The sequence below is a fragment of the Neisseria sicca 4320 genome (assembly GCF_000193735.1).
GTDB classification, from domain to species: Bacteria; Pseudomonadota; Gammaproteobacteria; order Burkholderiales; family Neisseriaceae; genus Neisseria; species Neisseria sicca_E.
The window spans coordinates 20,268-32,796 of record NZ_AEPF01000113.1; the positions used below are offsets into that span (position 1 = coordinate 20,268).

The window sequence follows — 12,529 nt, forward strand, 5'->3', positions numbered from 1 at the left end:
GTTTGATATTTTTGCCGCAGGAAAACCTTCAGCAAAAGTTCATCCACTGTATTTTGCATGAGAGGTCGTCTGAAAGCACGGCTTCAACAAAATTAAAACTTATTCTGCCTTTTTCAGAGTGCGAAGCCTGCCCGCAGGCACGACCTTTTCAAATTTCAGCCCGATTGGTTCGGACGCATCAGCGGCGGCAGGAATGCGGGCTGTATTCCCTGACTTCGTGTCCGGTGAAATTGTTGTAAACGCGGACGGTAGCGTGCGGATAACGTTTGCACAAAACGCTGCGGGCGACGGGAATACCTGCTTTGTTGCTATCCATTTCAAAACGCTTGTTCAACATTCTGCCGCGCGCGTCGTAGGCGTTAACGGAATATTCCTTGCCTTCAAATGCGGCACACGCGCCAAGCAGGGAAACGACAGCCAAAAGCGGAAACAGGGAGATGGGTTTCATGGATACGCTCCTATGGATTTTCAAACGTTTGCTTCTGCACGGAAAATGGCAGCAACAAACTTTCTCCCTTAGATTTCAAACATCCCGCCATTTTCAGACGACCTTTTTTCTTTTCAAGGTCGTCTGAAACCCAGTAAGCAGCCTGATTTCAAACTGCTCTGTTTTTATCCGCTTTATATCCCTTTGACGGCGTTTACAGATCCAACAACAGGCGTGCCGGATCTTCCAGCGCGTCTTTGATGGCAACCAAAGTCAACACGGCTTCGCGGCCGTCGATGATGCGGTGATCGTAAGAGAGTGCCAGATACATCATCGGACGAACGACGACTTGACCGTTTTCTACGACTGCGCGCTCTTTGGTCGCGTGCATACCTAAAATGGCGGATTGCGGCGGATTGATAATCGGGGTAGACATCATGGAACCGAACGTACCGCCGTTGGTGATGCTGAACGTACCGCCGGTCAAATCTTCCAGCGCGATTTTGCCGTCTTTGGCTTTTTTGGCGTAATCGACGATGGCTTGTTCGATGTCGGCAATGCTCATTTGGTCGGCATCACGCAGAATCGGCACGACCAGACCGCGCGGGCTGCCGATGGCGATACCGATGTCGAAGTAACCGTGATAAACGATGTCGTTTCCGTCAACGGAGGCATTGACCACCGGATATTTTTTCAGCGCAGCAACGGCTGCTTTGACGAAGAAAGACATGAAGCCAAGTTTGGTACCGTGTTCTTTCTCGAATTTTTCTTTGTATTTCGCACGCAAGTCCATGATGGGTTTCATGTTGACTTCGTTGAACGTAGTCAGAATCGCGTTTTCCTGTTGCGAAGCCAATAGACGTTCGGCAACACGGGCGCGCAGGCGGCTCATCGGAACGCGTTGTTCAGGACGTGCGCCTGCGGGAACGGGGGCTGGCGCAGCAGCGGGCGCAGCGGCTGGTTTGGCGGCGGCGTTTTGCACGTCTTCTTTCAAGACACGGCCGTCGCGACCAGAACCTTGCAGCGCGTTCACATCCACGCCGGTTTCGGCTGCAAGCTTGGCGGCAGCAGGCATGGCGGCATTGGTTTGTGCAGCAGCGGGAGCGGCTTCAGGTGCAGGTGCAGCAGCTGGGGCTTCAGCAGAAGCGGAAGCAGTTGCAGCAGTGTCGATACGCGCCAACACTTGCTCGGCAGCAACAGTTTCGCCGTTTTGGGCGATGATTTCAACCAATACGCCGGCTTGTGGAGAAGGTACTTCCAAAACCACTTTGTCGGTTTCGATGTCGATCAGGATTTCGTCGCGCGCTACGGCTTCGCCAACTTTTTTCTTCCATTCCAAGAGCGTGCCTTCGGATACGCTTTCGGACAGCATGGGTACTTTTACGTCAATAATCATTTTGTGTCTCCGGATGGCCGTTGTTTTTTCAGACGACCTGTTGTGTGTTATCTCTTTTGTTTGGCGGGCGTTCCGTCTGAAGTGTTTCATTCGGAACGCCGCACCGTATTGCTTTACAGCGTCATTGCGTCTTCAACCAGTTGTTTCAGCTGGGCAACGTGTTTGCTCATATAGCCGACGGCTGGCGATGCGCTGCTCGGACGACCGGCATAAGACAGTTTTTGGCTTTCACTGATAACGTCTTCCAAGCGGTGGCGGATTTGGTAGAACGCACCTTGGTTTTTCGGCTCTTCCTGCGCCCAAACCACGGATTTCGCGTTCGGATATTTCGCCAGTTCTGCACGCAACTCGTCGTATGGGAACGGATAAAGCTGCTCAACGCGGACGATGGCGACATCATTTTCCAATTTTCGCTCGGCACGACCTGCTTCCAAATCGTAGTAAACCTGTCCGGCACACAGAATCACGCGTTTCACACTTTCATTGTTGCCACGCTCGGCTGTATCGCCGATGACAGGACGGAAGCGCGAACCTTCGGTAAAGTTTTCCAGCGAGCTCATCGCGCCTTTGAAACGCAACAGGCGTTTGGACATGAAAATCACCAGCGGTTTGCGGTACGAACTCAAGACTTGGCGTTGCAACAGGTGGAACATCTGCGACGCTTCGGACGGCATGATGATTTGCATATTATTTTCGGAGCAAAGCTGCAACCAGCGTTCTACACGACCGGATGAGTGTTCCGGACCTTGTCCGTCGTAGCCGTGCGGCAGGATGGTGGTCAGACCGCAGAGACGGCCCCACTTGGTTTCGCCGGACGACAGGAATTGGTCGATGGTTACTTGCGCGCCGTTGGCAAAGTCGCCGAACTGCGCTTCCCAAATGGTCAGCTTGTCGGGTGCGGAGCAGGCAAAACCGTATTCGTATGCCATGACGGCTTCTTCATTCAGAATGGAATCGATAACGAGAAATTCGCCCGCACCTTCGCCCATATGGCGCAGCGGTACGTAAGTGCCGTCATCCCATTTTTCGCGGTTTTGATCATGCAATACGGCATGACGGTGTGAGAATGTACCGCGTCCGGAGTCTTCGCCGGAAATGCGCACGCCGTGGCCTTTGGTCACCAAGCTGGCGTATGCGAGTGTTTCCGCCATACCCCAGTCAATCGGCTGACTGCCCGCAGCCATACCTTTGCGTGCTTCGAGCACGCGTTTGGCAGTCGGATGCAGCGCAAAGCCTTCGGGAACGGCGGTGAATTTCTCGGTAAGGCGCTCGATGTCGGCAGCAGGCAGACCGGTTTCCACATCTTCGCGCCAGTCCTGACCTTGGTATTTGCTCCAATCAATTTGCGTACGTTGGAAATTGCTCAACGTCGTTTGCTCGACGTGTTCGCCTTTGTCCAAAGCATCGCGGTAGGCTTGGATATAGCCGTCGGCTTCTGCTTGCGTTACCACGCCTTCTGCAATCAATTGCTCAGTGTACAAAGCGCGCGCACCGGGGTGTTGCGATACTTTTTTGTACATCATCGGCTGAGTCAGGGTCGGATCGTCACCTTCGTTGTGACCCCATTTGCGGTAGCAGACGACATCGATCACGATGTCTTTGTTGAATTTTTTACGGTAGTCCAAAGCTGCTTGGATGGCGAAGCAAACACGTTCCGGATCGTCGCCGTTGACGTGGATGACCGGAGCGGAAACCATTTTCGCCACGTCGGTACAATGCACGGTCGAACGAGTGTCGCGGGTATCGGAAGTGGTGAAGCCGATTTGGTTGTTGATAACGATATGAACCGTACCGCCGGTAGTGTAGCCGCGCGTTTTGGACAGGTTGAACGTTGCTTGGTTGACACCTAAACCGACAAATGCAGAGTCGCCGTGAATCAATAGGGGCAATACTTTGTCGCGTCCGTTTTCGCCCAGACGTTTTTGTTTGGCGCGTGCAGAACCTTCAACGACAGGGTTGACGATTTCCAAGTGCGACGGGTTGAACGCCAAAGAAACGTGCATCGGACCATTCGGCGTAGCGATGTCGGAGCTGAAACCCATGTGGTATTTCACGTCGCCGCTGGGCAGCTTGATTTCGGCGCAGCCTTCAAACTCGGCAAACAAATCGCCCGGTTTCTTGCCCAAAATGTTGACCAAGACATTCAGACGACCTCGGTGTGCCATACCGATGATGACTTCTTCGACGCCGTCTTTACCTGCGTTTTGAATCAGGTAATTCAGACCGGCAATCACGCTCTCGCCGCCTTCAACACCGAAGCGCTTCTGACCGACATATTTCGTATGCAGGTAACGCTCCAAAGTCTCGGCAGCGGTCATTTCTTTCAGGATGCGGCGTTTCTGTTCGGCACTGTAACTCGGGGTGGACAGCACATCCTCGAAATAATTGCGCAACCAACGGCGTTCTTCTGTATTGGGAATGTAGATGTATTCCAATGCGAGATGGCCGCAATAGGTTTGCTTGAGGTTGCTGATGATTTGGGACAGAGGCAGTTTGCTTTGGCCGGAAAAATCGCCCTCGCCCATATTGAACTGAACCGCCATATCGGCATCATTCAGTCCGTGGAATTTGGGATCGAGGGCTTCAATGTTGCGTGGCGGGATACGTTTGAGCGGGTCAAGCTGAGCAGCACCCACACCTTGAATACGGTAAGCAGAAATCAACCGCAGTACGCCGACCTGTTTCTTCATCATGGCTTCATCCATACCGCCGGCAGTTACCGCTGTCGATTTGGTTTTTGCCAAATTAGCGAAGGATTCACGAATCGGAGCATGGGCAACATCAACATCTGCCGCACCGGGCTGCTTACTTAAGTCGGTGAAATATTGCTTCCATTTCTCATCGACAGAACTTGGGTTTTCCAAGAAATTCTCATACAACTCTTCGATGTAGGGAGCATTTGAACCGAACAGATAAGAAAAATTGAGTTTTTCATCCATCATGACACGAGCTCTTTTCTTTAAAATATAAACAAAGGGTAGAATTCCATGTGTTTCAACGGAATCCATGCCGTTTGAAATGACACTTCATTCTACCCTATTTCCAGCCAAATTACTTGTATCTGTTTCGTTTATTGCGGACAAACTCATTTAAAAAAGCTATTCGGCTTTCCCAAATAAACTCCGACAACATATTAATATACCGATTATTAATTAATATACCGATTATCAGCGTTTATCCGCCGGTACATAATCGCGACGTACGGCACCGGTATAAAGTTGGCGCGGACGACCGATTTTCAGCGAAGGATCGCTAATCATTTCATGCCAGTGCGAAATCCAGCCTACGCTGCGCGACAGAGCGAAGATGACGGTAAACATTTCGGTCGGAATGCCAAGTGCGGACAAGACGATACCGGAGTAGAAGTCGACGTTGGGGTACAGTTTGCGCTCTACGAAGAACGGGTCTTTCAGGGCGATTTGTTCCAATTCCATCGCCAGCTTGAATTTCGGACTGTCTTCCAAACCCAATTCTTTCAGCACTTCATGGCAAGTTTCACGCATGATGCTGGCGCGCGGGTCCATGTTACGGTACACGCGGTGGCCAAAGCCCATGAGACGGTATTTGCGCTGCTTCACGCCTTCCATGTATTCGGCAACACGGGATACATCACCGATTTCGTCCAGCATTTTCAAGACCGCTTCGTTCGCACCGCCGTGGGACGCACCCCACAGACAGGCAATACCGGCAGCGATACAGGCAAACGGGTTCGCGCCTGAAGAACCTGCCAAACGGACAGTCGAAGTCGAAGCGTTTTGCTCGTGATCCGCATGAAGGATAAAGATGCGGTCAAGCGCACGCGCCAATACAGGATTAGGTTTGTAGTCTTCACATGGTGTAGCAAACATCATATGAAGGAAGTTTTCGGAATAAGAAAGATTGTTTTTCGGATAGTTGAACGGCAGACCGTTGGAATAACGGTAACACATCGCGGCAATCGTCGGGATTTTTGAAATCAAACGATAAATCGCGATTTTGCGGTGTTCGGGATTGGTAATATCCAAACTGTCTTGATAGAACGCAGACAACGCACCAACCACACCGACCATCATCGCCATCGGATGGGCATCACGGCGGAAACCGCGGAAGAACCAAGTCAGTTGCTCATGCAACATCGTATGACGGCGGACAGTATCATTAAATTCTGCTTTTTGCTCAGGTGTAGGCAGTTCGCCGTAAATCAGCAGGTAGCAGACTTCCAGATAATCAGATTTTTCTGCAAGCTGCTCAATGGGATAACCACGGTAATACAGCAAACCTTCGTCACCGTCGATATAAGTAATTTTAGATTCGCAGCTTGCTGTTGAAACGAATCCGGGGTCAAATGAGAATAAGCCTGTGCTTTTAGTCAGGGTGCGGATATCGACCACGTCGTGGCCGATGCTCGCTTCCAATACGGGCAGTTCTAAATCCTCTTGATTGGGTACGTTGAGTTTAATTGATTTGGACATATTATATCGCTCCTTTGTAAGTTGGGGCTTTCGTTACTGCCTATGCAGCACGTTCTTTGTTTTCAGACGACCTCCGTATCCTAGAAATCCGCCGATAAACAGGCGGATTTACAATACGTCAAGCTCGTCTGATTTTTTCAAGCATGGGGATAAGGTGCTCCTTGTCTGTCGCCGAATGTCCGTTAATCAGAGCCAGAAGCTCTTGATCTTGAAATTCAAGGATTTCGGAAAACTCGGACAGCTCTTTATCGCTTAATTGCTCGAATTCTTTTTCCATAAACCTGCCGAAAATCAAATCTAATTCTAATAATCCCCGGCGGGTTTGAAAACGGATTTTCCGTTTGGCAATATCGTCAAAAACCATCATTTCTTAAACGGCTCGTTTCAACATAATTTCTTTAATCTTACCGATGGCACGAGTCGGATTCAAGTGTTTAGGACATACGTCTACGCAGTTCATGATGGTATGGCAGCGGAACAAACGGTACGGGTCGTTCAAATTGTCTAAACGCTCATTGGTAATGGTATCGCGGCTGTCGGCAATGAAGCGGTAGGCGTTCAGCAAACCGGACGGACCGACGAATTTGTCGGGATTCCACCAGAACGACGGACAGGCAGTCGAACAGCAGGCGCACAAAATACACTCGTACAAGCCGTCCAGCTCTTTACGCTCTTCCTGAGTTTGCAAACGCTCTTTGTCGGAATCGATCGGGTTGTCGTTCACAACGTAAGGCTTAATGGAGTGATATTGTTTGAAGAACTGGGTCATGTCCACAATCAGGTCGCGGATGACAGGCAGACCAGGCAGCGGGCGGATTTTGACAGGCTGCTTCAAACCGCGTAAATCGGTCAAACACGCCAAGCCGTTTTTGCCGTTGATGTTCATGCCGTCCGAACCGCAAATACCTTCGCGGCAGGAGCGACGGAAAGACAAAGTGTCGTCTTGTGCTTTCAAGCGCACCAATGCGTCCAAAAGTTTTACGTCAGTAGGTTCCAGTTCCAACTCGTAACGTTGCATATATGGTTTGGCATCAACATCCGGATTGTAACGGTAAATTTCAAAACTCATTTTTTCCATGAGAAGTGTTCCTTTTCTCATAAACCGCCTGATGGTTTTATGTTATGGGTTCAGGCTGTTCAATGTGGTGGTGTATTTGATTTTCAGACGACCTCTTGTGATACGGAGATCGTCTGAAAACGCATCAGTAAACGCGCTTGGCCGGTTTGATGTATTCCACGCTCAAAGGCTTAGTGTGTACCGGTTTATAAGACAAAGTGTTGGTATCTGAATGATACAGCGTGTGTTTCATCCAGTTTTCGTCATCGCGCTCAGGATGGTCGTCTGAAGCGTGCGCACCGCGTGATTCTTTACGTGCTTCGGCAGATACCAAAGTCGCTTTCGCCACCTCAATCAGATTGTCCAATTCCAAAGCTTCGATACGCGCTGTATTCCATACTTTGCTCTTGTCTTTGATTTCAGTACGCTTCACACGCTCGGCAATCGCCATAATTTCTCGAACGCCTTTACTCAGAATCTCATCGGTACGGAACACACCGGCGTGCAGTTGGACGGAGCGTTGCAGTTCGCGGCGCAGCGCATCAACGTTTTCGCCGTCGGTTTGGTTATCCAAGCGTTCAATACGTTGACGGGTCAGCTCGCCCGCATCGGCAGGCAGAGGTTTCCAATCGCTTTGCTCTTTGATGAATTTAATCATGCTGTCGCCGGCAGCTTTACCGAACACCACCAAGTCAAGCAAGGAGTTGGTACCCAAGCGGTTCGCTCCGTGCACGGAAGCACAAGCGCACTCGCCCGCAGCATACAGACCTTTCACCGGCACTTCATATTCGTCGCCTTGCGGCATAACGACTTCACCGTGGTAGTTGGTCGGAATACCGCCCATCATGTAGTGGGTAGTTGGCACGACCGGAATCGGGTCTTTAATCGGGTCGATACCGGCAAACTGAATGGAAATCTCGCGGATGCCCGGCAGTTTTTCCATAATTTTTTCAGCGCCGATATGGTCGATTTTCAGCAATACATGGTCTTTGTTTTTACCGCAGCCGCGACCTTCGTAGATTTCCATCGCCATCGCACGGGAGACCACGTCGCGTGAAGCCAAGTCTTTTACGGTCGGTGCGTAACGTTCCATAAAGCGTTCGCCATCGGCATTCAACAAAATACCACCCTCACCACGTACGCCTTCGGTAATCAACACGCCTGCACCTGCCACGCCGGTCGGGTGGAATTGCCAGAATTCCATATCTTCCAACGGGATACCAGCACGTGCGCAAATACCTAAACCATCGCCGGTATTCATATAGGCATTGGTAGAAGACGCATAAATACGACCACCGCCGCCGGTAGCAAACAACACGGCTTTAGCGTGGAAAATGTAAACTTCGCCGGTTTCCATTTCCATGGCGGTTACACCGACGACGTCGCCTTTTTCATCACGAATCAAATCTTGTGCCGTCCATTCCACAAAGAATTGCGTATTGGCACGGACATTTTGTTGGTACAGAGTGTGCAACATCGCATGACCGGTACGATCGGCAACCGCGCAGGCACGTTCTACAGCACGTTTACCGTGTTCGGCAGTATGGCCACCGAAAGGACGCTGATAAATTTTGCCGCTTTCTACGCGGTCAAAAGGCATACCCATGTGTTCCAACTCAATCACTGCTTCAGGTGCGGCGCGACACATAAACTCAATCGCATCTTGATCGCCCAACCAGTCGGAGCCTTTCACGGTATCGTACATGTGCCAGTCCCAACGGTCTTCCTGCACATTACCCAAAGAGGCGGAAATACCGCCCTGCGCTGCTACAGTATGCGAACGGGTAGGGAACACTTTAGACAAAACGGCACAATTCAGACCGGATTTAGATAATTGGAGGGCTGCGCGTAAACCTGCACCACCACCGCCGACAATCACGGCATCAAACTTGCGAACAGGAAAACCCATACTTACCCCCAAATTACTTTAATTGAATACACCAAGCAGCCGACCAGCCATACGATGGTGGCAACCTGAAAAAACAAACGCACGCCGAAGGGTTTGATATAGTCCATCCACAAATCGCGGATACCCACCCAAGCGTGCAAAAATACGGCAATAAAGCTGACTTGAGTGAATACCTTCACCCAAACTTGATCGAAAAATGCCTGCCATGCCGAATATTCTTTAGGCAGGGTGAACAGAATCACTAAAAGTGCAACGGTATAGATCAACATGATAACCGCAGTCGCACGCTGCATCGCCCAATCGCGCAAACCGTAATGGGCACCGGTCAATTTACGCTCTACCATAACAACGCTCCCAAAACGACGGTCAACACCAGCGCCGCAGCAAACACAAATTTAGCTGTATTGCGCGCAGTATTCAGCTCAAGGCCTTTGTGTGCATCCAAAAGTAAGAAACGGACACCGGCGAGCAGATGGTGCAGATAAGCCCATAACACGCCGATTAAAATCAACTTGACTAAAGGATTGGAAACGATAGCACGGTAAGTTTCAAACGCCGACTCGCGGCTCAACGTACCGGACAGGAGATACAGCAAAACGGGAAGCATCACAAATAATGCTACCCCACTAATGCGGTGCAAGATGGAGACAATCCCCGGTATCGGCAAGCGAATATTGGGGATCTCCAAAAAGACAGGACGCGGTTTGACGGACATAGCCAGTTCCTCTGTATTTTTTATCAGCTCAAAACCAATAACTCAAATTACATCGAGTTACATAGACCATAATTTACCTGTTTTATCTGATTTTGAACAGTCCATTTTATCAACAATCTAATAAATTTTACCAAAACACATCATAAACCCTACCAATAGCAATAAACATCTCTATTAATACTTAAACCAACATTTTTTCAACTACCGCTTAATCAGTTTTGCACAACCTTATACCATCAAAATAGTATTAATATTCTGTTTTTTAAAATACAAATATAGATCAATATCATTTACCAACGCATCCACAATCAAAACAACCACAACCTTATGGGATAAACCGTTGTATTCAAAAAAATTTCAACAGGCAAATTTTCAGACGATCCTCTCGTTTTTCTATTAAAAAACTGCACCATTTGGAGAAATAGAGAAGTTCGTAATATCGATGGCTTGATTCGTAATCGAGCCCTTATTAAAAACGGCACTATAACTTTTATTGAAAATAATATGGGTTTCAAACAAACAGCTGATTAACGCTATTTATAAATTGAATGACCGGGAGGAACTGGTGAAGTAGATTTTATTGCAAATAAAAGTGCGGTTAAAATTCTAACATTTTTGACCGCACTTTTTGTTTACAACAATCAAATTATTTAATCACACCACACGCCATACGCGCACCGCCGCCGCCAAGTGGGGCTGGGTGGTCGGAGTGATTGTCGCCACCGACGTGGATCATGATGGAATGACCACGAACTTGATCAAGGCGTTTGATGCGTGGCGCAAGAACCGGATTGGTGGCGGTACCGTCATGTAATACGGTTAATGCCGGCAAATCGCCCAAATGCGCATCATCTTGCCATGGGAAGCCATGTTTTTTGGTTTCTTTGGGATCCCAATGACCGCCGGCACCCAAGCCTGCAGTCAGTTTACCGTCTTTTTCCTTCGGCTCACAGCTTGGGTTTTGGTGAATGTGAAATCCATGCAAGCCGGCTTCTAATCCTTTTAAGTTTGGTGTAAAGACCAAACCGTACTTGGATTCGGTAATCGTTACAGTACCTATATCTTTATTACCATTAGCCGGATCAAGTTGTTGTACTTTAACTGTAATGGAAGCACCGGCAGGTGTCATATGGTTATGTTTGTGGTCATGCGCATGAACCATTCCTGCAACGCAGATTGTACTGATGCTAACAGCTAAGAATTTCTTCAACTTCATTTTTAACTCCTTTATATCAGATGTATATCGAAAGTAAACATGTGTTTTAATAAAATTTATCTATCCTATATAATTTCGCCAGCTACTAAATATACCTAATAATATACCTAAGAAATATACCTGAGAGAAACTGTCTTCATGATTTTTTGGCTCGTTTAAACAAAACTGACATTTCTTTGCCTTACTCTGCTTTATACTTTGCCCGCATTACGGCTCTAACCCATCTATACTCTTTTACTGCGAGGCTAATTATGAAATATTCTGAAGAAAAAGAACACACCCAGTTTTCCGACCCCAAAAATTTTATCCCTAAATTCAGAAGACGAAATCTGGACAAAAATGGTTTTTTCAATAAGCTTGCCCGTTTTGCAGGTCGATTAGGCGAACCCATCGTCCGTCAGTTGTATGCGCTGTATTATCTTTGGGACTCCCCACATACGCCCAGACGCGCCAAGATGATTATTGTCGGCGCATTGGTTTACTTCCTCAGCCCTATCGACAGCATTCCTGACTTGCTTGGTCCTTTGGGATTTAGTGACGACATAGCCGTCATTACTTTGGTGTACAGCCAGATGAAAACCTACCTGACCGAAGATATTAAAGAACGGGCAAAAGTAGCAACTGCAAAGCTGCTGCGCAAGGCATCATAAATATCCACATTCAAAACAAAAGGTCGTCTGAAAATTTTCAGACGACCTTTTGTTTGAAATGTGAAACTTATTTCAACGGAGTCATATTCATCACTTCCATCAGGAAGTTGGTAAACGCCGGATTGGAAGGTTTGTTGCCCATATTTTTCCAACGTTGCTGCCATCCGCGCAAAGCATTTTGGATATACAGCTTGGATTGTTCGGTATTGATTTCGCCTCGTTGGCTGTCAACGGCAGAACGCAGATAAACCTCATATACGCTGTCATCCACGACATTACGGCCGACAAGCTGAATACGGAACTTGTTCAGGTATTGCGCAGCTTGAACTTTAGTCATTTTTCCTTGGCTGACCTGATAACTCAAACGCGTTGCCTCGTCGCGGATTTTTGAAACATCACTCCAATGCGAAGAAGCCAAACTGAACGCTGCATGTTTTTCAGCCTTAGTTGCTTTCACGTTAGGCTTAATATTAATCGGACGGACAGGCACTTCTTGCAAGCTTGGGACATAAATGGTCTCACAACCGGCAAGTGCCGCCAACGCAAATAAGATGGGGATATATTTTTTCATGTCTACCATTATAATCAGGATTATCCAGATAACCAAATTCTATATCAATCTGCCTTTGTCTGTAGACTGAATTACAACAACTTTCGTCTTACATTCCAATCTTTACACGATATGACGCCTTAAATTCATTTTTGTGC

Annotated in this window: 12 protein-coding genes; 1 reads left to right on the top strand and 11 read right to left on the bottom strand. The window is 48.3% G+C overall.

The features are described 5' to 3' along the window. Window positions 1-178 precede the first annotated feature (178 nt). From NSCA4_RS0109885 to sodC, 10 genes are all read right to left on the bottom strand, one after another. Window positions 179-448, bottom strand: a complete 270-nt coding sequence (locus NSCA4_RS0109885) for a hypothetical protein (protein WP_003741785.1) — start codon at window positions 446-448, stop codon at window positions 179-181. 193 nt (window positions 449-641) lie between these two features. Further along, window positions 642-1,823, bottom strand: coding sequence for a 2-oxoglutarate dehydrogenase complex dihydrolipoyllysine-residue succinyltransferase (gene odhB, locus NSCA4_RS0109895; protein WP_016687978.1), 1,182 nt, complete (start codon window positions 1,821-1,823; stop codon window positions 642-644). A 113-nt stretch (window positions 1,824-1,936) separates the two neighbouring features. After that, window positions 1,937-4,765: a 2-oxoglutarate dehydrogenase E1 component gene (locus NSCA4_RS0109900; protein ID WP_016687979.1), complete on the bottom strand. Its 2,829-nt coding sequence runs from the start codon at window positions 4,763-4,765 to the stop codon at window positions 1,937-1,939. A 225-nt stretch (window positions 4,766-4,990) separates the two neighbouring features. After that, entirely contained in the window at window positions 4,991-6,274 is a 1,284-nt protein-coding gene (gene gltA / locus NSCA4_RS0109905) for a citrate synthase (RefSeq protein WP_016687980.1), read from the bottom strand. Between the two features lie 118 nt (window positions 6,275-6,392). Continuing rightward, window positions 6,393-6,641: an FAD assembly factor SdhE gene (locus NSCA4_RS0109910; RefSeq protein WP_003741791.1), complete on the bottom strand. Its 249-nt coding sequence runs from the start codon at window positions 6,639-6,641 to the stop codon at window positions 6,393-6,395. Window positions 6,642-6,644: 3 nt separating this feature from the next. Beyond that, window positions 6,645-7,352 (bottom strand): succinate dehydrogenase iron-sulfur subunit, encoded by a 708-nt coding sequence (locus tag NSCA4_RS0109915; protein WP_016687981.1) that lies wholly within the window; start codon window positions 7,350-7,352, stop codon window positions 6,645-6,647. Window positions 7,353-7,476: 124 nt separating this feature from the next. Further along, complete coding sequence (sdhA, locus tag NSCA4_RS0109920; protein ID WP_016687982.1) at window positions 7,477-9,240, bottom strand: succinate dehydrogenase flavoprotein subunit; 1,764 nt, start codon at window positions 9,238-9,240, stop codon at window positions 7,477-7,479. A 2-nt stretch (window positions 9,241-9,242) separates the two neighbouring features. After that, complete coding sequence (gene sdhD / locus NSCA4_RS0109925; protein WP_016687983.1) at window positions 9,243-9,584, bottom strand: succinate dehydrogenase, hydrophobic membrane anchor protein; 342 nt, start codon at window positions 9,582-9,584, stop codon at window positions 9,243-9,245. Then, entirely contained in the window at window positions 9,578-9,955 is a 378-nt protein-coding gene (gene sdhC / locus NSCA4_RS0109930) for a succinate dehydrogenase, cytochrome b556 subunit (protein ID WP_016687984.1), read from the bottom strand. The genes sdhD and sdhC overlap by 7 nt, the downstream gene beginning before the upstream one ends. A gap of 646 nt (window positions 9,956-10,601) precedes the next feature. Next, window positions 10,602-11,171 (bottom strand): superoxide dismutase family protein, encoded by a 570-nt coding sequence (sodC, locus tag NSCA4_RS0109935; RefSeq protein WP_016687985.1) that lies wholly within the window; start codon window positions 11,169-11,171, stop codon window positions 10,602-10,604. 251 nt (window positions 11,172-11,422) lie between these two features. Between sodC and NSCA4_RS0109940 the strand changes: the two genes are divergently transcribed. Continuing rightward, window positions 11,423-11,821, top strand: a complete 399-nt coding sequence (locus tag NSCA4_RS0109940; protein WP_016687986.1) for a YkvA family protein — start codon at window positions 11,423-11,425, stop codon at window positions 11,819-11,821. Window positions 11,822-11,888: 67 nt separating this feature from the next. Here the strand turns inward: NSCA4_RS0109940 and NSCA4_RS0109945 are convergent, their stop codons facing one another. Then, window positions 11,889-12,401, bottom strand: a complete 513-nt coding sequence (locus tag NSCA4_RS0109945) for a lipoprotein (RefSeq protein WP_016687987.1) — start codon at window positions 12,399-12,401, stop codon at window positions 11,889-11,891. Window positions 12,402-12,529: the final 128 nt, after the last annotated feature.

Coding starts and splice junctions, on each gene's coding strand:
- sdhA (WP_016687982.1), bottom strand. CDS start 9,240: ATGGGTTTTCCTGTTCGCAAGTTTGATGCCGTGATTGTCGGCGGTGGT.
- sodC (WP_016687985.1), bottom strand. CDS start 11,171: ATGAAGTTGAAGAAATTCTTAGCTGTTAGCATCAGTACAATCTGCGTT.
- NSCA4_RS0109900 (WP_016687979.1), bottom strand. CDS start 4,765: ATGATGGATGAAAAACTCAATTTTTCTTATCTGTTCGGTTCAAATGCT.
- sdhC (WP_016687984.1), bottom strand. CDS start 9,955: ATGTCCGTCAAACCGCGTCCTGTCTTTTTGGAGATCCCCAATATTCGC.
- NSCA4_RS0109940 (WP_016687986.1), top strand. CDS start 11,423: ATGAAATATTCTGAAGAAAAAGAACACACCCAGTTTTCCGACCCCAAA.
- odhB (WP_016687978.1), bottom strand. CDS start 1,823: ATGATTATTGACGTAAAAGTACCCATGCTGTCCGAAAGCGTATCCGAA.
- NSCA4_RS0109910 (WP_003741791.1), bottom strand. CDS start 6,641: ATGATGGTTTTTGACGATATTGCCAAACGGAAAATCCGTTTTCAAACC.
- NSCA4_RS0109945 (WP_016687987.1), bottom strand. CDS start 12,401: ATGGTAGACATGAAAAAATATATCCCCATCTTATTTGCGTTGGCGGCA.
- NSCA4_RS0109885 (WP_003741785.1), bottom strand. CDS start 448: ATGAAACCCATCTCCCTGTTTCCGCTTTTGGCTGTCGTTTCCCTGCTT.
- sdhD (WP_016687983.1), bottom strand. CDS start 9,584: ATGGTAGAGCGTAAATTGACCGGTGCCCATTACGGTTTGCGCGATTGG.
- gltA (WP_016687980.1), bottom strand. CDS start 6,274: ATGTCCAAATCAATTAAACTCAACGTACCCAATCAAGAGGATTTAGAA.
- NSCA4_RS0109915 (WP_016687981.1), bottom strand. CDS start 7,352: ATGGAAAAAATGAGTTTTGAAATTTACCGTTACAATCCGGATGTTGAT.